Annotated in this window: 17 protein-coding genes and 2 pseudogenes; 8 read left to right on the forward strand and 11 right to left on the reverse strand. The window is 59.6% G+C overall.

The window, feature by feature from the left end; all coding sequences use genetic code 11:
• The 3 genes from LOY56_RS02025 to LOY56_RS02035 are packed head-to-tail and all read right to left on the reverse strand — an operon-like array spanning position 1 to position 1,767.
• Positions 1–276: a phosphopantetheine-binding protein gene (locus tag LOY56_RS02025; RefSeq protein WP_258619298.1), complete on the reverse strand. Its 276-nt coding sequence runs from the start codon at positions 274–276 to the stop codon at positions 1–3.
• On the reverse strand, positions 257–1,066 hold the full coding sequence (locus LOY56_RS02030) for a 1-acyl-sn-glycerol-3-phosphate acyltransferase (RefSeq protein ID WP_258619299.1): 810 nt from the start codon (positions 1,064–1,066) through the stop codon (positions 257–259). Before LOY56_RS02030 ends, LOY56_RS02025 begins: the two co-directional genes overlap by 20 nt.
• Entirely contained in the window at positions 1,042–1,767 is a 726-nt protein-coding gene (locus LOY56_RS02035) for a beta-ketoacyl synthase chain length factor (protein ID WP_258622556.1), read from the reverse strand. The genes LOY56_RS02030 and LOY56_RS02035 overlap by 25 nt, the downstream gene beginning before the upstream one ends.
• A gap of 358 nt (positions 1,768–2,125) precedes the next feature.
• Here LOY56_RS02035 and LOY56_RS02040 point away from each other — a divergent pair, with 358 nt between their 5' ends.
• Positions 2,126–2,896, forward strand: coding sequence for a ParA family protein (locus LOY56_RS02040; protein WP_008009127.1), 771 nt, complete (start codon positions 2,126–2,128; stop codon positions 2,894–2,896).
• Between the two features lie 124 nt (positions 2,897–3,020).
• Here LOY56_RS02040 and trxC read toward each other — a convergent pair whose 3' ends face one another.
• Positions 3,021–3,455, reverse strand: coding sequence for a thioredoxin TrxC (gene trxC / locus LOY56_RS02045; RefSeq protein WP_030129872.1), 435 nt, complete (start codon positions 3,453–3,455; stop codon positions 3,021–3,023).
• A 194-nt stretch (positions 3,456–3,649) separates the two neighbouring features.
• Here trxC and LOY56_RS02050 point away from each other — a divergent pair, with 194 nt between their 5' ends.
• Together LOY56_RS02050 and LOY56_RS02055 are read left to right on the forward strand one after the other, a co-directional pair.
• Positions 3,650–3,946: a type II toxin-antitoxin system HigB family toxin gene (locus LOY56_RS02050; RefSeq protein ID WP_258619301.1), complete on the forward strand. Its 297-nt coding sequence runs from the start codon at positions 3,650–3,652 to the stop codon at positions 3,944–3,946.
• Positions 3,943–4,344 carry a type II toxin-antitoxin system HigA family antitoxin gene (locus LOY56_RS02055; RefSeq protein WP_123721552.1) on the forward strand — a complete coding sequence of 134 codons (402 nt, stop codon included), beginning with the start codon at positions 3,943–3,945 and terminating at the stop codon, positions 4,342–4,344. The genes LOY56_RS02050 and LOY56_RS02055 overlap by 4 nt, the downstream gene beginning before the upstream one ends.
• A 5-nt stretch (positions 4,345–4,349) precedes the next feature.
• Here LOY56_RS02055 and selO read toward each other — a convergent pair whose 3' ends face one another.
• The 5 genes and pseudogenes from selO to LOY56_RS26910 form a co-directional block, all read right to left on the reverse strand.
• Complete coding sequence (gene selO / locus LOY56_RS02060; protein WP_258619305.1) at positions 4,350–5,813, reverse strand: protein adenylyltransferase SelO; 1,464 nt, start codon at positions 5,811–5,813, stop codon at positions 4,350–4,352.
• A 48-nt stretch (positions 5,814–5,861) separates the two neighbouring features.
• A complete protein-coding gene (mscK, locus tag LOY56_RS02065) occupies positions 5,862–9,212 on the reverse strand; it encodes a mechanosensitive channel MscK (RefSeq protein ID WP_258619306.1) in 3,351 nt (1,116 codons plus the stop codon).
• A gap of 33 nt (positions 9,213–9,245) precedes the next feature.
• The gene (locus LOY56_RS02070) at positions 9,246–10,988 is read right to left on the reverse strand and encodes a potassium/proton antiporter (protein ID WP_258619307.1); all 1,743 of its coding nucleotides are present in this window, start codon (positions 10,986–10,988) and stop codon (positions 9,246–9,248) included.
• 231 nt (positions 10,989–11,219) lie between these two features.
• Positions 11,220–12,092 (reverse strand): methyl-accepting chemotaxis protein, encoded by an 873-nt coding sequence (locus LOY56_RS26905; RefSeq protein WP_371857422.1) that lies wholly within the window; start codon positions 12,090–12,092, stop codon positions 11,220–11,222.
• Positions 12,075–12,911, reverse strand: a pseudogene (locus LOY56_RS26910) (MCP four helix bundle domain-containing protein); the annotation flags it as partial. The gene LOY56_RS26905 and the pseudogene LOY56_RS26910, both read right to left, overlap by 18 nt.
• Positions 12,912–13,120: 209 nt before the next feature.
• Here LOY56_RS26910 and LOY56_RS02080 point away from each other — a divergent pair.
• From LOY56_RS02080 to LOY56_RS26920, 4 genes and pseudogenes are all read left to right on the forward strand, one after another.
• A complete protein-coding gene (locus LOY56_RS02080) occupies positions 13,121–13,351 on the forward strand; it encodes a hypothetical protein (RefSeq protein WP_258619309.1) in 231 nt (76 codons plus the stop codon).
• Positions 13,348–13,650, forward strand: a complete 303-nt coding sequence (locus LOY56_RS02085; protein ID WP_258619310.1) for a cell division protein ZapA — start codon at positions 13,348–13,350, stop codon at positions 13,648–13,650. Before LOY56_RS02080 ends, LOY56_RS02085 begins: the two co-directional genes overlap by 4 nt.
• 145 nt (positions 13,651–13,795) lie before the next feature.
• Positions 13,796–14,836, forward strand: a pseudogene (locus tag LOY56_RS26915) (cache domain-containing protein); the annotation flags it as partial.
• Positions 14,837–14,968: 132 nt separating this feature from the next.
• On the forward strand, positions 14,969–15,700 hold the full coding sequence (locus LOY56_RS26920) for a methyl-accepting chemotaxis protein (RefSeq protein ID WP_408980369.1): 732 nt from the start codon (positions 14,969–14,971) through the stop codon (positions 15,698–15,700).
• Positions 15,701–15,825: 125 nt separating this feature from the next.
• On the opposite strand, the gene LOY56_RS02095 is transcribed toward LOY56_RS26920, so the two are convergent.
• The gene (locus LOY56_RS02095) at positions 15,826–17,628 is read right to left on the reverse strand and encodes an acyl-CoA dehydrogenase (protein ID WP_258619313.1); all 1,803 of its coding nucleotides are present in this window, start codon (positions 17,626–17,628) and stop codon (positions 15,826–15,828) included.
• Positions 17,629–17,852: 224 nt separating this feature from the next.
• The gene (gene putA, locus LOY56_RS02100; protein ID WP_258619318.1) at positions 17,853–21,806 is read right to left on the reverse strand and encodes a trifunctional transcriptional regulator/proline dehydrogenase/L-glutamate gamma-semialdehyde dehydrogenase; all 3,954 of its coding nucleotides are present in this window, start codon (positions 21,804–21,806) and stop codon (positions 17,853–17,855) included.
• 460 nt (positions 21,807–22,266) lie between these two features.
• On the opposite strand from putA, the gene putP reads away from it, so the two are divergent.
• Positions 22,267–23,751 (forward strand): sodium/proline symporter PutP, encoded by a 1,485-nt coding sequence (gene putP / locus LOY56_RS02105; RefSeq protein WP_258619320.1) that lies wholly within the window; start codon positions 22,267–22,269, stop codon positions 23,749–23,751.
• The last annotated feature ends 89 nt before the right edge of the window (positions 23,752–23,840 follow it).

Genomic DNA, 23,840 nt, shown 5'->3' on the forward strand with positions numbered 1-23,840 from the left:
TCAAGCTGCCTGTTTTGCAGTGACGAACGCCGCAAGGCTCGCCACGTTGGTGAAGTGATTACGGGTGTCCTTGGCGTCGGCATCGATTTTGATGCCGTACTTTTTCTGGATCGCCAGGCCGAGTTCCAGGGCGTCTACCGAGTCCAGGCCCAGGCCTTCGCTGAACAGTGTCTGGTCATCACCGATGTCGTCGACGCTGATGTCTTCGAGGCCCAGGGCGTCGATGATCAATTCTTTGATTTCCAGCATCAGGCTATTAGGTTGTAGATCGCTCATCTTCGGCGAGCTCCTTGATAAAGTAAGAGTGCAAATAGTCGTTGAGCTTGCGCGAGGCCTGAGGAGCGGGTCCTTGCGTAGCGAAAGCCTGTGGCTCTATATCGGCACCGACACGAAAACTGAAGTGCACGCGGCGTTTTGGAATCCGATACCAGGGTTCGGCCTTGGTTAGTGTGGTCGGGCTGACCTTGATGATCACCGGGGTGAGGATTCTCGCACCGCGCAGGGCAATTGCCGCGCCCCCCCGATGAAAGGCCGGCGGTTGGCCGGGCTGGGTGCGAGTGCCTTCGGGAAAGATGATCAGGGTCTGACCGCTTTTCAGTGCGTCGGCAGCAGCATTGAGCATGTCCATGCTGCCATCGTTGCTGATGTAATCGGTGCGGCGTAGCGGACCGCGGGTGAACGGATTTTCCCAGAGGTTTTTCTTGACCACGCAGTTGGCATGACCTACCAGGCCGATCAGGAACACTACATCGATCAGCGAGGGATGGTTGGCGATGATCATCTGGCCCGGTCGTCCGAGCTTTTCCGCCCCTTGAATGTCGTAAGTCAGCACGCCAGTGCGAGCCATGAAACGAATGAAAAACCAGAAACAGTGGCTCACCGTCTGTCGTGCCCGCTGACGATGGGTATGAACGTCTCCCGGCAAGCAGCTCAGCAGTGGGAACACCACCAACCGCAGGCACAGCCCGCCCAACCCGAACAGGGTGAAGCTTGCGGCAGTGGCCAGCAGGCGCCAGTAGTAGGCGTCGCGGTTTTTATCGGTTACAGATTGCGTTGCCAGGTCCATACACGATTTTTCCAGGCATGTTGGCAGGTGGTTTGCTGGCCGAGCAAGGTACGCAAGAGATTGAGGGCATGTGGCCAGTGGGCGTTGGACAACGCTTGCGAGGTGCTGTTCAGCGACAGCTGCCATTGATTACCGGGGGTGATCAACAGGCCGACCGCGTAAGGGAATGGCACGTCGTCGATCCAGGTCGAGTAGACCGCGGGCGGCTGCTCTTCGGTCACTATAAGCAATACGGCGGGTGCGCCTTCTTCAAGCAGTGCAGCGGCCTCTAGCATGCCGTGTTCAAGACCATCGCCAGCCGCGGCGAGGGCGGTCATTTCGCTGGTTTCGCCGCGCATGATTGACCATAGGCCAATGATCGCGTTATGCACCGACAGGCTGAACTGGGTAGGTGACAACGGTTGGTCAGTCGCCAGATCGCTGAGAATTTCGAAGGTGCGCGGGGTTTCGCCGTGACGGGAAATAAAGACCAACGGCAGGTCCTGGCAACCTTCAGCCAAAGGCCAGCCGACGCTGAATGCCATCCGCGCCAGACGGCTGAGTCGCCGACGCTGCATAGCCGGCAGAAACGACACATCGGGGGCGGCATCGCTGCGCTCGAGCACGACCGGCTGTCGGCTCCAGGCCTGCCAATCATCCACGCTTTCAAGCCCTGGGGCCCATGCGCGCCATTGGGCGATGTTGAAGTTGATCACAGAAATTCAATCCCGCCCCTGCGGGGCTTCCTTGACGCGGCGAGTCGCAAAAACCGCGACTGACCTTACGTGGCGTTAACGCCGAGTGGCGCGCATTATCCCGGTGCGGCAGGCGTGTAGCAAATGCTGGTTACATTTTGCGCAACGAAATGTACTGTCTGGTTCGCGAAAAAAGATGTCGTTTGGCCATTATCCACATTGCATCGGACGTGTCTGTCGGCTCTATCGGCTGTAGATGGATGAGTTGGAGGCTTTTTCCGCCGGATATTTACCCATGACTATGTAGTCCCGATGCCAGCGAGGTAGCTAAGCAGCGCCATGGACTACTACACTCGGTCATTCTTTGATACACGGAGGTTTTGACATGCGGCGCGTGGTGTTCAATCAGAAAGGTGGCGTGGGCAAGTCAAGCATTGCCTGTAATCTGGCGGCAGTCAGCGCCAGCGAAGGCTATCGCACGCTATTGGTGGATCTCGATGCCCAAGCCAACTCCACTCAATACCTGACGGGACTCACCGGTGATGATATCCCGATGGGCATCGCCGATTTCTTCAAGCAGACCCTGTCCTCCGGGCCATTCTCGAAGAAGAACCAGGTCGACATCTACGAAACCCCGTTCGACAACCTTCACGTTGTCACCGCCACCGCCGAGCTGGCTGACTTGCAGCCCAAGCTTGAGGCCAAGCACAAGATCAACAAGCTGCGAAAATTGCTCGAGGAGCTGGACGGCGATTACGACCGAATCTACCTCGATACGCCGCCAGCGCTGAATTTCTATGCCGTCTCGGCGTTGATCGCTGCTGATCGTGTGCTGATTCCCTTCGACTGCGACAGTTTCTCGCGTCAGGCGCTGTATGGCTTGCTGGCGGAAATCGAAGAATTGAAGGAGGACCACAACGAAGGGCTGGAAGTCGAAGGCATCGTCGTCAACCAGTTTCAGGCCCGCGCGAGCCTGCCCCAGCAAATCCTCGACGAGCTGATCGCCGAAGGGCTGCCGGTGTTACCGGTGTACCTGGCCAGTTCGGTGCGCATGCGCGAATCCCACCAGGCCAACACGCCGCTGATCCACCTCGACCCGCGGCACAAGCTGACCCAGCAATTTGTCGATCTGCACAACCTTCTCGAAAACGCCTGATTGCCCCTGTGGGAGCGAGGCTTGCCCGCGAAGTGGTCATAACATTCAACATCATCTTTGATTGTTAAACCGCCTTCGCGGGCAAGCCTCGCTCCTACAGTGTTCGGGGATTTCGGGATCGTTATCAGATCCCCTGGCTACGCAACCAGCTCATCAATTGCGGTAACGGGAAGGCCCCGCTCTGGCGAGCCACTTCCCGGCCGTTCTTGAACAGAATCAGGCTCGGGATCGAGCGAATCCCCAACTGCGCCGACAACTGCTGATTCGCCTCGCTGTCCAGCTTGGCCAACCGACATTTGCCCGCCAGTTGCCCCGCCGCCTGCTCGAACACTGGCGCAAACGACTTGCACGGCCCGCACCAGTCCGCCCACACATCCACCAGCAACGGCAGGTCGCCCTTGATTTGACTGGCGTAGTCGCCTTGTTTCAATTCGAATGGCTTGTTCAGCAGGACTTCGGCCTTGCAGCGACCGCATTTTGGATGGTCGTTGAGGCGTTCGGCGGGGATGCGGTTCAGGCCGTTGCAGTGGGGGCAGGGGATGAGGAGTGGATCGGTCATGAGGATGGTCCTGTTAAGAAGCCGATTACCTCTATTTGGAGACGTTTGCTCATGTTTTCAATCGTGTGGCGTCCTGCGATGTAACTAGGCTGGGTTGTACTGAGCGACACCGTTAGTCCGCTTAGAATTATCGCAACTTGCGATATTTTTTATCTGTGATTAACCTCCATAGCAGAATGCGATAAGGATATTGCATGCATGTGTTCACCGAAAAACCAGTCCGTGAGGCCAAGGAAAAGTGGCCGCGGGCAGCCAATGCACTGGAGCAGTGGTATCGACTTGCCAAAGGGAGTAACCCAAGAGACTTCGCGGCGATGAAGTCGATTTTCCCCGCGACTGACAAAGTCGGCGAGTTTCATGTGTTCGACATCGGTAGCAACAAGTTGCGGCTGATCGCTTTCGTCAGGTATCGGTCTCAAAAGCTTTATATCAAGCATGTGCTGGATCACCGCGAATATGACCGCGGTAAATGGAAGGAGGGACGGTCATGAGTGTTCTGATCAAAAAGGCTGCCGAGCATTGGGAGTTCGTCTCGCCATTGCTTCGAAAACCGAAAAACGAAGACGACTACGACAGGTTGGCGCAGGCACTCGATGAGTTGCTTGAGATGACCGGGGATGATGAGTCGCACCCGTTGATGAGCTTGGTGGACATCATTGGTGACTGGATTGCGGAATGGGATCGCAAGCATCACCCCATGCGCGAGGCCTCTGGTGCAGAGGTTCTCGGCTATATGATGCGCGAACATGGCCTCAGCCAGAGCGACCTGCCTGGCGTTGGCACTCAGTCGGTGGTTTCCGAGATATTGAGCGGCAAGCGTCAGCTCAACCTGCGGCAGATCCGCTGGTTAGCCGAACGCTTTGGTGTGTCAGTGGAGACGTTTATCTGACCCGCCTACGACGAACAACTGATCTCCAGATGCTTGCCCCACTCCGGCGGCCGCTCGGCATAGCTCTCCATTCCAGGCTGCTCCTCGAACGGATTGCTCAATACCGCGTGCAAACGACGAACTTCCGCATAGTCGCCGCCTTCCGCCGCATCGATGGCTTTCTGCGCCAGATAGTTACGCAGGATGTACAGCGGATTGACCGCATGCATTCGTTTGCGGCGCTGATCCTGATCAACCGCGCCTTCACGAGCAACCCGGGCGATGTAGAGCGCGCCCCACGCATCGAAGCCCTTGATGTCGACGAAGTCATCGCGCAAACGGGCGACGGCCAGTTCGGGTGACTCATCCCCCAGGCGGCGGAAGAACAGGCTGTAGTCGACGCCGCTGTTCTGCATCAGTTGCAGCAGGTGCTCCAGCAGTTTCTGGTCGTCGTCTTCGGCGGTGGTGAGGCCGAGGCGGCGGCGCATCAGGTCCAGGTAGTGGGCCTGGAACAGTGGCAGGTACAGGCCGAGGGTTTCGCGCAGGGCTTCGACGCTGATGAACGGCGTCAGGGCCTGGGCGAGGGCGCTGAGGTTCCACTGGCCGATCGGTACCTGGTTGCTGAAGGAGTAGCGGCCCTGGTCATCGGAGTGGTTGCAGATGAAGTGGGCGTCGAAGTCGTCGAGGAAGGCGAACGGGCCGAAGTCGAAGGTGATGCCCAGGATCGACATGTTGTCAGTGTTCATCACACCGTGGCAGAACCCATAGGCCTGCCATTTGGCGATCAGTTCGGCATTGCGCTCGACGATTTCGCGGAACATCGCCAGATACGGTTCCGGCTGTTCCAGGCAGTGCGGGAAATGCATGGCCAGCACATGGTTGCCGAGTTCTTTCTGCTGCTCGGGGCGCTTGGTGTAGTAGAAAAATTCGAAATGCCCGAAGCGCACATGGCTCGGTGCCAGGCGCAAGACCATGGCCGCGCGTTCCTGTTTCTCGCGCCAGACCGGCGTGTCGGAGCCGATCACGCACAGTGCGCGAGTGGTGGGAATGTTCAGGGCATGCAAGGCTTCGGAGGCGAGAAATTCGCGGATCGACGAACGCAGCACTGCCCGTCCATCGCCCATGCGTGAGTAAGGCGTCTGACCGGCGCCCTTGAGGTGCAGGTCCCAATGCTCGCCGGCCTGGTTATAGACCTCACCCAGTAACAGGCCACGACCGTCGCCCAACTGCGGGTTGTAAGAGCCGAACTGATGCCCGGAATAGACCATCGCCCGTGGCTCGGCTTCGGCCCAGAGCTTGTGACCGCCGAACAGCTCGGCGAACACCGGCGTCTCGGCTTCGGCCGGGTCCAGGTCCAGCAATGCCATGGCGGCGGGGCTGGCGACCACCAGTCGCGGAGCGGCGATGGGCTCGGGCAGTACATGGGTTGAAAACGCGTCGCCCAAACGGGCGAAGCGATTGTCGAAGGTCAGTTCGTCGAGGGCTTTCAACGGCCATCTCCAGCAGAATGTCCGAGCATTCTGCTAGGGATAGAGCGGTTAGTCGAGTTCGACAGGCGGCGGCTCTCGCCGCGGATTGCCGTCGGGCAGCGGCACGATGGTTTTGGTTTCCGGCTCAACCGGCACCATCTTGTATTCCTGGCCGTGAAGGTTCTTGAGGTAGACCTCCATCTGCCGGAACGAGATGTTGATTTTCTGCTTCTTGAACTCGCGATTGATAAAGCGGTTGACCTCATCAAGTACCGGGTTGCGGTCGCCAAGATCGCGCACATGCATGCGCAATTCGTGATCAAGGGTGCTTTCACCGAAGTTCAGGAAGTACACGTGGGGTTCCGGGTCCTTCAGCACGCGCGGGTTATCCCGGGCAGCTTTGAGCAGCAGCTCTTTCACCAGGTCCAGGTCCGAGCCGTAGTCGACGCCGAGCTTGAGGGTCACTCGGGTGATGGTGTCGGTCAGCGACCAGTTGATCAGTTGCCCGGTGATGAACGTCTTGTTCGGGACGATGATGTCCTTGCGGTCGAAGTCGGTGATGGTCGTGGCGCGGATGCGGATCTTGCTCACCGTGCCCGACAGGTTGCCGATGGTGATGGTGTCACCGATCCGCACCGGGCGTTCGAACAGGATCATGATGCCGGAGATGAAGTTGGCGAAAATCTCCTGCATCCCGAAACCGAGACCGACCGACAGCGCCGCCACCAGCCATTGCAACTTGTCCCAGCTCACGCCGAGCGTGGACAGGGTCGAGACGAAACCGACACCGGCGATCACATAGGACAGCAGCGTGGTAGTGGCGTAGGCGCTGCCCTGAGCCAGGTTCAGTTTCGACAGCACAAACACTTCCAGCAGACCTGGCAAGTTGCGCGCCAGTGCAAAGGTGATACCGATGATGATCAGCGCGCCCAGCATGTCGCCGATGCTGATGGGCACCATGCTCATGTTGGCGCCGGTGCCGCTTGTGTATTCGTAGAGGGTGATGTTGTCCAGGTACGAGAATACCGAGATCAGATCGGACCAGACCCAGTACAGCGCCGCGATAAAACCGCCGAGCAGGGCCAGGCGAATCAGTCGCAGGGATTGCTCGTTGACCTTCTCGATGTCCAGGGTCGGCTCTTCGATCACCGCTTCACCGTCGCCGGCCTCTTTCGCAGCCTGTCGTTTGGTCAGCGCGCGCTGATAGGCCAGGCGCCGCGCCGCAACACTGAGGCCGCGCACGAAGGTCGCTTCGATGACCAGCCAGAACATCAGCAAGTACAGCGTGTTGATCAACCGGTCGCTGAGTTTCAGCGCGGTGTAGTAGTAGCCGAAGCACACAGCGACGAACAAGGCGATCGGCAAGACAGTGAACATGATTCCCACGGCCTTGCGGAACAGCGAAGCATTCTGGTGAGTCGGGCTGCTGACCAGCAGGCGACTGAGCAGCCAGGCCATCAAGGCGTAGCAGGTCAGCACCACCGGCATGCCTAGCACATCATCGGCCAGCGCCGCCGGTTGCAGTTCAGCGACCGCCACCACGGTCACCAAGGCCATCACCACCAGCCCGAGCCGGCGAATCCAGCCCTGAAGGAATTCGACCTGAGGTTTTTCCCAGCGGAAATGCAGTTCGGCCACGCCACCCGGCGCAAGAATGCGGTAGGCGGTGTAGAACACCAGCCAGGCCTGGGCCATTTGCAACAGCGCCGCGCCCATGTTGGCGTTCTGCCCGCGAGCGTCGATCTGCAAGGCCAGGCCGCATAAGGCCAGGCCCAGAGAGACCGGCATCGCCAGCAGGATGTTGATCAGAATCGCTTGCGGTGTGTGCCACTGGCTGTCGCGTTTGAAATGGCCGATGTCCAGGTGAACTTTGTTCAGACGGGCATAGAGATTCTTGCGGCGCCAGAGCAGCGCACCGATCAGAAAGGCCAGCGGCAGGAACAGCAGTGGCCGTTGTGTCAGGCCATCGGTCAGTTCGCTCAGGCTCGAGGCCCACGGCAAGGTGGTGACTTGACGTTGCAGGCGGTCCGGCACGCCGTGCATCCACTCAAAATCCAGCGGCTTGTTGCTGGGAATCCAGAACATTTGCTCGTCCAGCGTAGCCCTTAAGCTTTGCGCGGTGCTGAGCAGTTGTTTCTGGTTGAGTTGCAGCGTGATGGATTCGTTGAGCACCGCGCTCAGTTCGCGATTCAAACGCTCCAGCAGGTCCGCGCGGGTAGTGGCCAGTTCCAGCAGGCTCTTGCGCAGTTGCGGGGTGACTTGCTCGGGCGGTTGAGTCGCCAGCAGGTTGTCGACATAGGTTATCGGGTTGCTGAGCAGTTCCCGTTGCTGGCTGACTTCGAACTGATACAGGCGAATATCGGCGATCTGGTCGGCCAGATCGCGGTCGAGCCTGAGGCGCGGCAGGGCCTGTTTCTGTTTGTAGAGAATCTTGGAGAGCAGCAGACTGCCCTTGAGCACGTTGATCTGTTCGTCCAGCGCCGAGTCGCTTTGGGTCACGCTGTCCAGTTGCTGCTTGGTCTGCAGGTTCTGTTGGGTGACTTCGTTGAGACGGTCGGTGCTTTTAAGCAGATAGTCGGAGAGCTTCAGGTTGGCCGCGCTTTCGGTGGCCAGCAGGCTGCTGCCGCCGGCCTTCTGCGCTTCGATGGATTGTTGGGTCACCGTCTCTTGCGACTGGGCCAGGCGTTTCTGGTTGATCAGGGTTTGCAGGTCCTGGATTTCCTGGTCCAGACGATCGGATTTCTCTGAGAGCAAGTCATGCTGACTGTTGCCCAAATCCTGCAACTGGCTGTTGCCGGCCAGTTCCTGGCGACGCAACGGGATCAAGGCGTTCAGTGCCGCGAGTTCGGCGTTGAGCTGATCGCGTTGCTCCGGCGTCAAGGTCTTACCGTTGTCCTTGCCGAGCTTGAGGATGTTGTTGATCTGCTGGATGCGAGTCTGGCTGGCGGAAATTTCGGCCTGGGCGCGTTCGGGGCGAGTCTGGGCGGTGATGATCAGGCTGTTCGCTTCGGCCAGGGCTTTTTGCAGATCGCTTTGCTGCGTGGAACGTTCGGTGAGCAGTTGTTCCAACTGCTGAATAGACTCTTTGGTATAGCGTTGCGCCACCGGTACGACTTTGGTGGCCTTGAGACGGGCCAACTCGCGCTGGTTTTCGATGTTCTGCTTTGGCGCGCTGGCCAACTGCTGCCTGAGATCGATCAGCTTCTGATCGCGATCACGCTGGTTGTTGAGCTGGGTGAGCGTGTTCTGCAGGACCGCTTGCAGGGCTTTCTGATCGGCTTCCGGCAGTTTGCGGTCGGCGATCTTGTCCAGGCTCGCCTGCACGGCTGCGCTGGAGGGTGGTTCGGCGGCTTGCAGTGGGCTGATGGAAAGGCTCAAGCCCAGCAGGGCCATGATGAAAAAAGTGCGCAGAGTTGACATAAAGACCGATCGAAAACGAGACGAGGGTGGAGTTTAGAGGAACAAGCCGGGACCGGGGCGACTTCCTTCGGGGAATCTGACGCCCACTTTACCAATCTTGTTCCCTTCCATGACAGCGACGGTCCAGAGGGTGTTGTTCCACTCAACCTGGTCACCGACTACCGGGGCACCGCCCACTTTCTGGGCAATGAAGTGGCCCAGGGACATGTTGGGATCGATACCTTCGACTTTCAGCCCATACAGTGCAGCAACCGCGCTCAGCTGGGCGTCTCCTTCGAGTACGAAGTCGCCGAAGAAGCGCAAATCAAGACCCCTTTGCGGTGCCTGACTGAAGAGTTTTCCGAGGGCCGGAAGGTTATGTTCATGGCCTATTACACAGAGCAAATCATCGACTTCGAGCACTGTACTACCCGACGGGTGGAGCAGTTGTTGGCCACGAAACAGGGCGGCGATACGGGTTCCTTCGGGCATTTTCAACTCGCGAAGGGGGGATCCAATGCACCATTTCTCGGCGCCGAGGCGATACACGAACAGCTCCCACTCGCTGGTGACATGCACCTCCAGCGCCGAACGGGAAATGGGCAGGGGCTCCGGCGGGACAGTCACTTTCAAAAGCTTGGCAACCCAGGGCAGGCTCGTGCCTTGCACCAGCAGCGAGACCAGCACAATAAAGAACGCCAGATTGAAGTAGAGCTGAGCGTTGGGCAGCCCCGCCATCAGCGGGAACACCGCGAGAATGATCGGTACGGCGCCGCGCAGGCCAACCCAGGAAATGAATGCTTTCTCACGCCCATGGAACGCCTTGAAGGGCAACAGGCCGACCAGCACCGACAGCGGACGAGCAAACAGAATCATCCACAGCGCCAGGCCCAGCGCCGGCAAAGCAATCGGCAGCAGGTCATGGGGCGTGACCAACAGCCCCAGCACCAGGAACATGCCGATCTGGGCCAGCCAGGCCATGCCGTCGAGCATATGCAAAATGCCGTGGCGACTGCGGACCGGACGGTTGCCGATCACCAGGCCACACAGGTACACCGCCAAAAAGCCGCTGCCATGCAGGGCGTTGGTCAAGGCAAACACGACCAGGCCGCCAGCGATGACCAGAATCGGATAAAGGCCGGTGGCCAGGTTGATGCGGTTAACCAATTGCAGCATCAGCCACCCCCCGCCGAGGCCGATCACACCGCCGATGCCGAACTCGCGCAGCAAATGCACGAGCAGATTCCAGTGCAGGCCGGTCTCGCCGCTGGCGAGCATGTCGATCAGAGTCACGGTGAGGAACACCGCCATCGGGTCGTTGCTGCCGGATTCGATCTCCAGGCTCGCGCTCACCCGCTCGTTCAGGCCCTTGCCGCCCAGCAGCGAAAACACGGCCGCGGCGTCGGTAGAGCCGACGATGGCGCCGATCAGCAATCCCTGAATCAGATTGAGATCAAACAACCACGCCGCCGCCATCCCGGTCAGTCCGGTGGTGATCAATACACCGACCGTGGCCAGCGACAGCGCCGGCCATAACGCCACGCGAAAACTCGCCACCCGGGTGCGCAAGCCGCCGTCGAGCAGGATCACTGCCAGAGCGAGGTTGCCGACCAGATAAGCCGTTGGGTAGTTATCGAAAATAATCCCGGCGCCGTCGACCCCTGCCGACATGCCCACCGCGAGGATGATCACCAGAATCGGGATACCGAGGCGCGATGAAAGTGAGCTCACCAGAATGCTCGCACCTACCAGCAACGCGCCGATCAAGAACAGGCTGTTGATGGTCGTCGCATTCAAAGGCAGTACTCCAGAAAACTAAAGGCGGGCACAAACTGACCACGCAGTCTGCGTGCCAGCGATTCTAACCTGTTGAAATGTGATGCTGTCAAAAAGCTTTTAACGTGAGTCGACTGATCGTTCCCACGCTCCGCGTGGGAATGCAGCCCGGGACGCTCTGCGTTCCAAGAGCGGACGCGGAGCGTCCATAGATGCATTCCCACGCGGAGCGTGGGAACGATCAGTCACAGGTTACAGGCTAAACCGCCCAACCATGTTGTTCAGGTCCAGCGCCAGGCGCGACAGCTCGTTGCTGGCCGCGCTCGTCTGGTTGGCACCGGTGGCCGATTGCACCGACAGGTCACGAATGTTCACCAGATTGCGGTCCACTTCACGGGCCACTTGCGCCTGTTCTTCCGCTGCACTGGCGATCACCAGGTTGCGCTCGTTGATTTCGACGATGGCGCTGTTGATGGTGTCCAGCGACATGCCTGCACCGCGAGCGATGTTCAAGGTCGATTCGGCGCGCTCGGTGCTGTTGCGCATCGAATCCACGGCGTGTTCGGTGCCGCTCTGGATGCTGCCAATCATGCGCTCGATTTCGCTGGTCGACTGTTGAGTGCGATGGGCCAGGGCACGCACTTCGTCGGCAACGACCGCGAAACCACGACCGGCTTCACCGGCACGGGCCGCTTCGATGGCGGCGTTCAACGCCAACAGATTGGTCTGATCAGCCAAGCCGCGAATCACGTCCAGTACTTTGCCGATGTCCCGCGACTCGTTGGCCAGATCGCCGATCAGGGTGGCGGTGCTCTGTACGTCGGTGCTCATGCGCTCGATGGCACTCACGGTTTCCTGCACCAGGTCACGACCGTCGCCCGCCGAAGTGGTGGCGTTTTTCGAAGCTTCGGAGGTGCTCACGGCGTTGCGGGCGACTTCTTCCACGGCGCTGGTCATTTCATTGACGGCGGTGGCGGCCTGTTCGATTTCGTTATTTTGCTGAGTCAGGCCACGAGCGCTTTCGTCGGTGACGCTGTTGAGTTCTTCCGCGGCAGACGCCAGTTGTGTGGCCGAACCGGAAATCCGTTGCAGGGTGTCGCGCAGTTTTTCTTGCATCTTCGCCATCGCGGCGAGCAGACGACCGGCTTCATCTTCGCCATCGACGGTGATCGGCCGCGTCAGGTTGCCTTCGGCAATTTCTTCGGCAGCGCTCAAGGCGTTGGCGATCGGCTTGGTGATGCTGTTGGTCAACAGCCAGGCGAATAGCAAGGTCAGGCCGGTGGCGATGACCAGCAGGGTCACCACCAGGTTGAAGGCTGACGAGTACTGGTCGGTAGCTTGCTGGTTGGCGTTGTCGGCCTGCTGGGTGTTGATCTCCAGCAAACGGTTGAGCACGGTGTTGATCGCTTCAGAGTTGTTCAGCACATCGGTGTTGACCAGTGTGCGCAGTTCCTCGACCTGATTGTTGCGCGACAGGCTCTTCATCCGGTCTTCGATCTGGCGGTACTGACCCACTAACTGCACATACTGATCATAGGCTGCACGTTCCTGCGGGCTGGCGATCAGTTTTTCATAGGCGCTCTGAGCCGCTCGAATCTGCTGGTTACGGGTGTCCAGCAGGTCCATGGTTTTCTGCTGGACGTCCGGCTCGCGATTCACCAACAGGCGATAAGCCAGGACGCGCAGGCGCAGGGTCAGTTGAGTGAAGTCGTCGAGGCTTTTGATGCTCGGTACGCTGTTGGAGGTGATCTCCTCGGCGGCGCCGCGAATCTTGCTCATCTGGTTCAGCGCGAACACACCCAGGATCAGCACCATTGCGCCAATCAAGGAGAAGCCGAGGAACGCCCGCGGTGCGATATTCATATTACGTAGGGACATGGTGTTCACCGAAAAAATCGCATCCGTGCGAGGCTGAGACTGCTGTATGCATGACTTATCGGTCATACGACTGAAGTCTTGAGGCGTTGCGCGTTTTTGTCGCACAAGGGCCCTGGCGACGAAGTGCAGGAACCAGATCCATCAATCACAGTCTTTAAAGCTCACGAGGAAGGTCGACCGCCAGGAAAATCAAGGCTTTGCGCCCGCATAACCCTGGCATCCATGGTGACTTTTCTTTATCGTACGCGCCCTTTGAAAATGCCCGGAAAATCAAAATGTTGGAAGCATCCCTTAGCCAATTGGAACAACTGGTCAACGACCTGGTGCAGCAGAACCAGGCCCTGCTCGGCACCCATCAATCCCTGAGCGCAGAGCTGGCACAGGTCAAGGAAGAAAACGAGAGCCTGCAACTGAGCCTGATGGAGCAGGAAGAGAAACAAGGCGCCACCGCCGCGCGTATTCAGGCGTTGGTTGAGCGCGTCAGCGCCGGCCCTGTCAGCGCATGAGTTACGGCGCCGCAGGGGTAAAAGTCGTCTCGATTCTGGGGGAGGACTATTCGATCAAGGCGCCGGCCGGGGAAGAGCAGACCCTGCTGGATGCCGCATTGATGTTGAAGGCCGCCCTGGCCGAGACCAAAAAGAAATACCCGACGCTGATCGGTGACCGCTTGCTGGTGTTGGCGGCGATGAATCTGTGCTCGCAGCAGATCGAAATGCAAAAGCAACACAAGCAGGAACTCGACCGTTACCAAGAGCAAGTCAGCGCCACGGTTGAAGTGATCGCCAAGACGATCAATCAAGCCTGATCAGCTTTGCGCACAACCAGAGAATAAATTGTCGTTTGAGTTGTATACAATCGGCATGGCTGTTGCAGTGTTTCAGCCTCTTATTCTTTGGGGGTGCTCCATGCAGTTCTGGCGACGCAGTATTCAGTGGCAGTTGATCCTGAGCATGGGCACCGCCCTGCTGGTCAGTATTCTGATCGTGGTTGGCGTTTATACCCTCGTGGTCAACCGCCTCGCCCAGCGCTATCTGGTCGAGCAGGCGCTGCCGTCGAGCATCGAAGCGATGCGCAACGACATCGAACGCATCCTCGTTCAACCGCTTACCGCCGCCAAGGACATTGCCAGTAACAGCATGGTGCGTGACTGGTTGGCCGCAGGTGAAAACAGCGCCCAGACTGCTGGCTTCGTCAACTATCTGGAAGGCATCCGCGCCGAGCACAAAGCCTTTACCGCGATTATTGTCGGCACCGCGTCCAACCATTACTTCACTGAAAAAGGCCTGGACCGGACCCTCAGTCGCTCCAATCCAAAGGACGCCTGGTTCTATGCTTTCCTCGACAGCACCCAGCCGCGCACCCTCAATATCGACAATGACACCGCCTCCGGCGAATTGGCGCTGTTCATCGACCTCAAGGTCGAGCAGGCCGGCAAAGTCGTGGGCGTCGCCGGGCTTGGCCTGAGCATGAAAGAGCTGTCGGGGTTGATCCACAAGTTCAACTTCGGTGAGCGCGGCAAGGTCTATCTTGTGCGTTCCGACGGTTTGATCCAGGTTCACCCCGAGGAGCAGTTCAGCGGCAAACGCACGCTGATCGAACAAATCGGCGCCCCGGCGGCACAAGCGGTCATGGGGCTGCTCTCTACCTCCACCGCGTCCGCTACCAGCAGTTTTGTCCGCGATGGCGAAGATTTTCTGGCATTGAGTCTGCCGCTGCGTGATCTGGGCTGGACCTTGGTGGCCGAAGTGCCGCAGTCGCAGATCTACGCCGAAGCCCGGCGCGCGATGTGGATGAGCAGCGGAATCGGTCTGGCAGTGACGCTGGTTTGCCTGGTGCTGGTGGTGATGCTGGCCCGTGGATTGGTGCGACCGATTCGTCAGGTAACAGCGGCGCTGGTCGCTATCGGTAGCGCTGGTGGAGATTTGACCCACCGGTTAGATTCCAGCCGCGCCGATGAACTGGGTGACCTCGCTCGTGGCTTCAATCGCTTCCTGGAAAGTCAGCGTGAGATGATCGGCGAAGTTCTGGCCACCAGTGAGCGTTTGCGCACGGCGGTTGGTCAGGTGGCGCGGGTGGTGGACAACACGGCGGAGCGCTCGGGACGTCAGCAGGAAATGACTGACATGGTCGCCACCGCCGTCCACGAAATGGGCCTGACCGTTCAGGAAATCGCTCAGAACGCGGGCAATGCGGCCGTCGCGTCGCAAACCGCGCGGGATGAAGCGCTGCAGGCGCGGGAAGTAGTGGGCGGGTCGATCCGGCATATCGAAAGCATGTCCGACGAGATCGGCATCGCCGCCGGTGCGGTGGGCGAGTTGGCTCATCAAGTGGCGTCCATCGATCAGGTGTTGGCGGTGATTCGCGGGATTTCCGAGCAGACCAATTTGCTGGCGCTCAACGCCGCCATCGAAGCAGCGCGGGCCGGGGACATGGGGCGCGGGTTTGCCGTGGTGGCCGATGAAGTGCGGACCCTGGCGCGGCGGACTCAGTCGTCTACCGACGAGATTCAGCAGATGATCGGCAGCCTCAAGCAGGGCGCGGAGAATGCGGTGTCTTCCATGCACGCCGGGCAAGCGGCGACCGGCACGGGTGTTGAGTCGAGTCAGCGCACCGGGGCGTCGTTGACGGCAATTACCGGGCAGGTGGAGCGCATCAGCGACATGAACCATCAGGTGGCGACGGCGACGGAAGAGCAGTCGGCGGTGACGGAAGAGATCAACCGCAACGTACAGGGGATTTCCGATTTGGCGCGGGCTACGGCGGAGGAGGTCAGGACTTGTCGGGAAGACTGTCAGATGTTGCAGCGGTTGGCGGATGATTTGGCGCGGCAGATGAGCAGTTTCAAACTCACCTAACCGATCGTTCCCACGCTCCGCGTAGGAATGCCTCCTGTGACGCTCTGCGTCACGATCGCAAAGGGGCGCGGAGCGTCCCGGGCTGCATTCCCACGCTGAGCGTGGGAACGATCAGTGAAAGATTGTCAGAACCATTCGTCCAGCATCGTTAAACACACATCATCCAGCGCCTCAAGAATCGCCAGCTCATGGTGACAGCCCGGCACTTCCCACGTCAGGAAATACCGCGCAGCCTGCAACTTGCCTTTATAGAAGCTCACATCCGCCGAGCTCCCTTTGGCCAGCCCTTCCTCGGCGCGAATCGCCTGTTCCAGCCAGCGCCAGCCGATCACCGTATGCCCGAACACTTTCAGATACAGCGCCGAGTTCGCCAGGCTGCTGTTGACCTTGCCCTGAGCCAGATCGGTCAGCAGGCCGATGGTCACCGCTTGTAGGCGCGCCACCAGTTTCTCCAGCGGTTCTCGCAGTGGCGTCAGCGATTCATACACCTGCGCCCGCTCGGCGGTATTGGCAATCAGGCGGATCAGTTGCTTGAGCCCCGCGCCCCCGTTTTGCGCCAGCTTGCGCCCCAGCAAGTCCAGCGACTGAATGCCGTGAGTCCCTTCATGGATCGGGTTCAGGCGGTTGTCGCGGTAGTACTGCTCCACCGGGTACTCACGGGTATAACCATGACCGCCGAGAATCTGGATCGCCAGTTCGTTGGCTTTCAGGCAAAACTCCGACGGCCAGGATTTGACGATCGGCGTCAGCAAATCCAGTAGCTCATGGGCCTGTTTGCGCTCGGCTTCGCCTTCAAGGGTTGTGGTGTCGTCGAACAGGCGCGCCGCGTACAGCCCAAGGTCGAACGCGCCTTCTACATAAACCTTCTGGGTCAGCAGCATGCGTTTGACATCGGCATGCTGAATGATCGCCACGGGGGCGGTGGTTGGATCCTTGCTATCTGGCACCCGACCTTGCGGACGCTCGCGGGCGTACTCCAGGGAATACAGGTAACCGGCATAACCCAGCATCACCGCGCCCATTCCGACGCCGATCCGCGCCTCGTTCATCATCTGGAACATGTAGCTCAAACCATGGTGCGGCTTGCCCACCAGATAGCCGACACACTCGCCGTTGTCGCCGAAGTTCAGCGCGGTGGACGTAGTACCGCGCCAGCCCATCTTGTGGAACAACCCGGCCAGCAACACGTCGTTGCGCTGGCCGAGTCTGCCGTCATCGTTGACCAGAAACTTGGGCACGATAAACAGCGAAATACCCTTCACCCCGGCCGGTGCATCCGGCAGCTTGGCCAACACCATGTGCACGATGTTTTCCGACAATGGGTGATCGCCGCCGGAGATGAAAATCTTGTTGCCCTTCAGGCGATACGTGCCGTCGGACGCAGGCTCGGCGCGTGTACGAATATCCGACAGCGATGAGCCGGCATGCGGTTCGGTGAGGGCCATGGTGCCGAAGAAGCGGCCGTCGATCATCGGTTGCAGGAAGCGCTGCTTCTGCTCATCGGTGCCGAAGCTTTCGATCAGGTTCGCCGCGCCCATGGTCAGGAACGGGTAGGAGGTCGACGCCGCGTTGGCCGACTGAAAGTGCGCAAAGCACGCTTGTGACAGCAGCGTAGGAAGTTGCATGCCGCCGGCATCGAAACTGCGCGCGGCATTGAGGAAACCGGCTTCGAGGAAGGCATCCACCGCCGGTTTCACTTCCGGAATCAGAATTGCCTGACCGTCCTCATAGCGCGGTTCGTTCTCGTCGCCCTTGCGGTTGTGCGGAGCGAAGAACTTCTCGGCGATGCTGCGGGCGGTGCCGATGGCCGCATCGAAGGTCTCGCGGTTGTGCTCGGCGAACCGCTCACGTTGGGTCAGGCCCTCGGCATCAAGGACTTCATACAGCTCGAAAGCCAGATTGCGGGAACTGAGCAACGTCTCGGACATGGCGGCCTACCTTTTTTTGGAATGGACCGAGTCTAGGCGTGGGAATAAAGGTTGAACAGGATGATTGATGAGCGTGATGGAGGGGCAAAACGAGGGTAGGGCATGATCGTTCCCACGCTCCGCGTGGGAATGCAGCCCGGGACGCTCCGCGTCCCCAAACGACGTGACGCAGAGCGTCACAGGAGGCATTCCCACGCGGGAGCGTGGGAACGATCAGTGGAGTGTCAGCCGATCGTCATCAAACTGGCATTACCACCCGCCGCAGCGGTGTTCACGCTCAGCGCCCGCTCGATCACCAGGCGCTCCAACGCAATGTTGGTCTCGCCCTGCGACAAACCATGAACCCCAACAATCGCACCGGCACGCTTGGCCACTTGTTGGCACACCGCACGCAACTGGTCGGAGTGACCATGATGCAGAACCGCATCAATCACCACCTCGTCCTTGGTCCAGTCGGCCACCCGCTTGATCCGCGTCTGAACTTCTTTCGGCAGGCGTGCGAACAGTGCCTTGCCCGGTTCAGCGTCTGGCCATACCGCCGAACCACCTACAGCCAATACCGCAGCCAGTTGGGTCAGCAGATCGCCTTCGACGTCCGCCAGGCACAGCACGTGTTCGCGCGGCAGGATCGCGTAGCTGTTGCGTTCGCCAGTCGGGCCCGCCAGTACGCGGGTGATGCCGCTCTGCGATTGCGCCGCGAACTGTGCACACAGGGTGCTCAAGTCAGCGAACTTGTTGCTGTCGGCCCAGGCTTTCAGCGCAGTCAGCGGTTTGCTCATGGCATCACGCAGGCGGACGTCCGGTGCAGCGATAGCGTCGCCGCGAGCGAAGGATTGTTCGATCGCATCGGTAGGACGCGTCGACAGCAAGCGGTACAGGTACAGCGGGCCACCGGCTTTCGGGCCAGTACCCGACAGGCCTTCACCGCCGAACGGTTGCACGCCAACCACAGCGCCGACGATGTTGCGGTTCACGTAGACGTTACCGGCGTTGACGTTGTCGATCACCTTGGCGATGGTCTCGTCGATGCGAGTGTGCACGCCCAGGGTCAGGCCGTAGCCGGACGCGTTGATCTGGCCGATCAGTTGGTCGATGTCTTTGCGCTTGTAGCGAACCACGTGCAGCACCGGACCGAAGATCTCCCGTTGCAGTTCGTCGAAGCTTTCCAGTTCGATCAGGGTCGGCATCACGAAGGTGCCGCGTTTGACTTCTTCGCTGTTGGCGATGGCCACCTGATACACGTTGCGACCTTTGTCGCGCATGGCCTGGATGTGCTTCTCGATGCCTGCCTTGGCTTCGGCGTCGATCACCGGGCCGATGTCCACGGACAGGCGCTCCGGATTACCGAGACGGCATTCCGCCATGGCGCCCCTGAGCATTTCGATGACACGGTCGGCGGAATCTTCCTGCAGGCACAGCACACGCAGCGCCGAGCAGCGTTGACCGGCGCTGTCGAAAGCCGAGGATACGACGTCGATCACAACTTGTTCGGTCAGTGCCGAAGAGTCGACGATCATCGCGTTCTGGCCGCCAGTTTCAGCGATCAGTGGAATCGGACGACCCTGAGCATCCAGACGACCGGCGACGTTGCGTTGCAGCAAGCGAGCGACTTCGGTGGAGCCGGTGAACATCACGCCTTTGACGCGATCGTCGCCGACCAGACGGGCGCCGACAGTTTCGCCGCGGCCCGGCAGCAGTTGCAGCACGCCTTCCGGAATCCCGGCTTCGATCAGCAAGCGCACGGCTTGAGCAGCCACCAGCGGGGTTTGTTCCGCAGGTTTGGCCAGTACCGGGTTACCGGCGGCCAGGGCAGCAGCGACCTGACCACTGAAGATTGCCAGCGGGAAGTTCCACGGGCTGATGCAGACCACCGGACCCAACGGGCGGTGGGCATCGTTGGTGAAATCGTTGCGCGCCTGCACCGCGTAGTAACGCAGGAAGTCCACGGCTTCACGCACTTCGGCGATGGCGTTGGCGAAGGTCTTGCCGGCTTCGCGAGCCAACAGGCCCATCAGCGGCTGAATCTCGCCTTCCATCAAATCGGCGGCACGTTCCAGAATCGCGGCGCGTTCTGCCGGCGGGGTCGCCTGCCAGATCGGCGCGGCTTTCAGGGCGCACTGGATCGCGTTGTCGACGTCTTCGACGGTGGCTTCCTGCACATGGCCAACCACATCACGCAGATCGGACGGGTTCAGGACTGGCGCAGGGGTTTCAGTGCTGGACGCGCAACCGAGCATCGGCGCCGCTTTCCAGTTGTTGTGAGCGGTGGCCAGCAGGGCGCACGACAGGGAAGCCAGACGATGTTCGTTGGCCATGTCGATGCCGCTGGAGTTGGCGCGCTCGGCACCATAAAGATCACGCGGCAGCGGGATACGCGGGTGCGGCAGGCCGAAGCCGCCTTCCAGCGTCGCCATCTGCTCGATGCTGGCCACTGGATCGGCCACCAGCTCCTGAATCGAAATAGACTGGTCGGCGATACGGTTGACGAACGAGGTGTTTGCGCCGTTTTCCAGCAGGCGACGCACCAGGTACGCCAGCAATGTTTCGTGCGTGCCAACCGGTGCGTACACGCGGCACGGACGGTTCAGCTTGCCTTCGGAAACTTTACCTACAACCTGTTCGTACAGCGGTTCGCCCATGCCGTGCAGGCACTGGAACTCGTACTGGCCGGGGTAATAGTTCTGACCGGCGATGTGGTAGATGGCCGACAAGGTGTGGGCATTGTGCGTGGCGAACTGCGGGTAGATGACTTCCGGCACCGACAGCAACTTGCGTGCGCAGGCGATGTAGGAAACGTCGGTGTACACCTTGCGGGTATAGACCGGATAGCCTTCCAGGCCTTCGACCTGGGCGCGCTTGATTTCGCTGTCCCAGTACGCGCCTTTCACCAAACGAATCATCAGGCGATGACGGCTGCGGCGAGCCAGATCGATCACGTAGTCGATCACATATGGGCAACGCTTCTGGTACGCCTGGATCACGAAACCGATGCCGTTCCAGCCGGTCAATTGCGGCTCGAAGCACAGGCGCTCCAGCAGATCCAGCGACAGTTCGAGGCGGTCGGCTTCTTCGGCGTCGATGTTCAGGCCGATGTCGTATTGCTTGGCCAACAGAGTCAGCGACAGCAGGCGCGGGTACAGCTCTTCCATCACACGCTCGTACTGGGCGCGGCTGTAACGCGGGTGCAAGGCGGACAGCTTGATCGAAATGCCCGGGCCTTCATAAATCCCGCGACCGTGAGAGGCTTTGCCGATCGAGTGGATGGCCTGTTCGTACGAGGCCAGGTATTTCTGGGCATCATGTTCGGTGAGTGCGGCTTCACCCAGCATGTCATAGGAATAGCGGAAGCCCTTGGCTTCGAACTTGCTGGCGTTGGCCAGCGCTTCGGCGATGGTTTCGCCGGTGACGAACTGCTCGCCCATCAAGCGCATGGCCATGTCGACACCCTTGCGGATCATCGGCTCGCCACTCTTGCCGATGATGCGGCTCAGGGACGACGTCAAGCCTGCTTCATTGTGGGTGGCGACCAGTTTGCCGGTCAGCAGCAAGCCCCAAGTGGCGGCATTGACGAACAGTGACGGGCTGTTGCCCAAGTGCGGCTGCCAGTTGCCGGTGCTGATCTTGTCGCGAATCAGGGCGTCACGGGTGCCTTTGTCCGGGATGCGCAGCAGCGCTTCGGCCAGGCACATCAGCGCCACGCCTTCCTGGGACGACAGGGAAAATTCCTGCAACAGGCCCTGAACAATCCCGGCACGGCCGCCGGCGCTTTTCTGATTGCGCAGTTTCTCGGCAATCGAAGCGGCGAGCTTGTTGGTGGCGTCGGCCATCGGGGCCGGCAGGCGCGCCTGCTCGATCAGCATGGGCACCACTTCAGGTTCCGGGCGACGGTAGGCGGCGGTGATAGACGCGCGCAGCACCGATTGCGGCAGGATGCTTTCAGCGAATTCCAGGAAGCACTGATGCGCGTGATCGACGTGGATCTCGCCCGCTTCGTCAACTTCCTTGCTGTTCAAACCGTTCAGCTCGGACAGGGTTGCACCACCCTCGAGTTTTTCCAGGTAATTGAAAATTGCCTGCTTGATCAGCCAGTGCGGCGTGCGATCAATCGAGGTCGCGGCGGCCTTGAGGCGTTCGCGGGTCGGGTCGTCAAGTTTGACCCCAAGGGTGGTGGTAGCCATATTTTTATCCTCATGTTTGCCACGACCGCGTGGCATCAGCTGGCAGCAAGATTAGCCGCGCGTTGGTCGAGGTGCAACCGGGTGCAACCCTTTTTTTCTCGGAACAACAAGCAGCTCGTCAGGAAATTAATTTGGCAATCTTCCTACCGCGCCTGCTTGGTGTTTTTGCTTCTAGTTAAACCCGAAAAACGCCCTAAAAAGGAGCGAAAACCGACCCTTTTAAGGAAAATCCGACTAGGTGCAACTTATTCTCACGAAACTGGTTGCACCTTATTTACTTTGTTGAATAGCATTCGCGGCCAAGGTGCAACCGGTCAAAAAATCGGTGTGCCGGCTGATGGCTTTCCTGGGGAAACATCAGTCATAAATGCGCGGGCTCCGGAATCGTCTGTCAAACGCCATCGTTTGCGAGCGGTTCACCAGCCGCCGTTACATAAAAACAATGCCAGGGCGTAACTCAATGAGCGTAAGCAATCCAACCCTGATCACGTTCGTGATCTACATCGCAGCAATGGTGCTGATTGGCTTCATGGCCTATCGCTCCACCAACAACCTTTCTGACTACATTCTGGGCGGTCGTAGCCTGGGCAGCGTCGTGACCGCACTTTCCGCGGGTGCTTCCGACATGAGCGGCTGGTTGTTGATGGGCCTGCCAGGCGCTATCTACATGTCCGGTCTTTCCGAAAGCTGGATCGCCATCGGCCTGATCATCGGTGCTTACCTGAACTGGCTGTTCGTCGCCGGCCGTCTGCGTGTGCAGACCGAGCACAACGGCGATGCACTGACTCTGCCGGATTATTTCTCCAGCCGTTTTGAAGATAAAAGCGGCCTGCTGCGGATCATCTCCGCGGTCGTAATCCTGGTGTTCTTCACCATCTACTGCGCTTCCGGCATCGTGGCCGGCGCCCGTCTGTTCGAAAGCACCTTCGGCATGTCCTACGAGACGGCACTGTGGGCCGGTGCCGCGGCGACGATTGCCTACACCTTCGTCGGTGGTTTCCTGGCAGTGAGCTGGACTGACACCGTACAAGCCACGCTGATGATCTTTGCCCTGCTTCTGACGCCGATCATCGTGCTGCTGGCGACTGGCGGCATCGACACCACGTTCCTGGCCATCGAAGCGCAAGACGCCAGCAACTTCGACATGCTGAAAAACACCACCTTCATCGGCATCATCTCGCTGATGGGCTGGGGCTTGGGCTACTTCGGCCAGCCGCACATCCTGGCGCGTTTCATGGCGGCGGATTCGGTCAAGTCGATCGCCAATGCCCGTCGCATCTCCATGACCTGGATGATCCTGTGCCTGGGCGGCACCGTCGCTGTCGGTTTCTTCGGTATCGCTTACTTCTCGGCGCACCCTGAAGTGGCCGGTCCTGTGACCGAAAACCACGAACGTGTGTTTATCGAACTGGCGAAAATCCTGTTCAACCCATGGGTTGCCGGTGTGTTGCTGTCGGCCATTCTGGCGGCGGTAATGAGTACCCTGAGCTGCCAACTGCTGGTGTGCTCGAGCGCCCTGACCGAAGACTTCTACAAAACCTTCCTGCGTAAAACTGCTTCCCAGGTCGAGCTGGTCTGGGTCGGCCGTGCCATGGTGCTGCTGGTTGCCCTGATCGCTATTGCGATGGCGGCTAACCCGGAAAACCGTGTACTGGGTCTGGTCAGCTACGCCTGGGCTGGTTTCGGTGCTGCGTTCGGTCCGGTCGTCCTGATCTCCGTGATCTGGAAAGACATGACCCGCGACGGCGCACTGGCTGGCATCCTGGTTGGCGCGATCACCGTGATCATCTGGAAACACTTCGAACTGCTGGGCCTGTACGAAATCATCCCTGGTTTCATCTTCGCCAGCCTGGCGATCTACTTCGTCAGCAAAATGGGCGCGCCGACCGCCGGCATGCTTCAGCGTTTTGCCGCGGCCGAAAAGGATTTCCGCCTGAACCAGTGATGGGGATGAGCTGATGCTCTGATCTTTCGCCGAACATGAAAACGGTCCGCTTCCTTTTGGAGGCGGGCCGTTTTTTTTGGTTTGCAGGA

This window comes from Pseudomonas sp. B21-048, assembly GCF_024748615.1.
Classification (GTDB): Bacteria; Pseudomonadota; Gammaproteobacteria; order Pseudomonadales; family Pseudomonadaceae; genus Aquipseudomonas.

What these genes read in the sequence shown, in the direction of transcription:
- LOY56_RS02080 (WP_258619309.1), top strand. Translation starts at nt 13,121, where the DNA reads ATGTTGGAAGCATCCCTTAGCCAATTGGAACAACTGGTCAACGACCTG.
- putP (WP_258619320.1), top strand. Translation starts at nt 22,267, where the DNA reads ATGAGCGTAAGCAATCCAACCCTGATCACGTTCGTGATCTACATCGCA.
- putA (WP_258619318.1), bottom strand. Translation starts at nt 21,806, where the DNA reads ATGGCTACCACCACCCTTGGGGTCAAACTTGACGACCCGACCCGCGAA.
- LOY56_RS02095 (WP_258619313.1), bottom strand. Translation starts at nt 17,628, where the DNA reads ATGTCCGAGACGTTGCTCAGTTCCCGCAATCTGGCTTTCGAGCTGTAT.
- LOY56_RS02040 (WP_008009127.1), top strand. Translation starts at nt 2,126, where the DNA reads ATGCGGCGCGTGGTGTTCAATCAGAAAGGTGGCGTGGGCAAGTCAAGC.
- LOY56_RS02025 (WP_258619298.1), bottom strand. Translation starts at nt 276, where the DNA reads ATGAGCGATCTACAACCTAATAGCCTGATGCTGGAAATCAAAGAATTG.
- LOY56_RS02085 (WP_258619310.1), top strand. Translation starts at nt 13,348, where the DNA reads ATGAGTTACGGCGCCGCAGGGGTAAAAGTCGTCTCGATTCTGGGGGAG.
- LOY56_RS02030 (WP_258619299.1), bottom strand. Translation starts at nt 1,066, where the DNA reads ATGGACCTGGCAACGCAATCTGTAACCGATAAAAACCGCGACGCCTAC.
- LOY56_RS02050 (WP_258619301.1), top strand. Translation starts at nt 3,650, where the DNA reads ATGCATGTGTTCACCGAAAAACCAGTCCGTGAGGCCAAGGAAAAGTGG.
- LOY56_RS26905 (WP_371857422.1), bottom strand. Translation starts at nt 12,092, where the DNA reads ATGGCGAAGATGCAAGAAAAACTGCGCGACACCCTGCAACGGATTTCC.
- trxC (WP_030129872.1), bottom strand. Translation starts at nt 3,455, where the DNA reads ATGACCGATCCACTCCTCATCCCCTGCCCCCACTGCAACGGCCTGAAC.
- LOY56_RS26920 (WP_408980369.1), top strand. Translation starts at nt 14,969, where the DNA reads ATGGTCGCCACCGCCGTCCACGAAATGGGCCTGACCGTTCAGGAAATC.
- mscK (WP_258619306.1), bottom strand. Translation starts at nt 9,212, where the DNA reads ATGTCAACTCTGCGCACTTTTTTCATCATGGCCCTGCTGGGCTTGAGC.
- LOY56_RS02055 (WP_123721552.1), top strand. Translation starts at nt 3,943, where the DNA reads ATGAGTGTTCTGATCAAAAAGGCTGCCGAGCATTGGGAGTTCGTCTCG.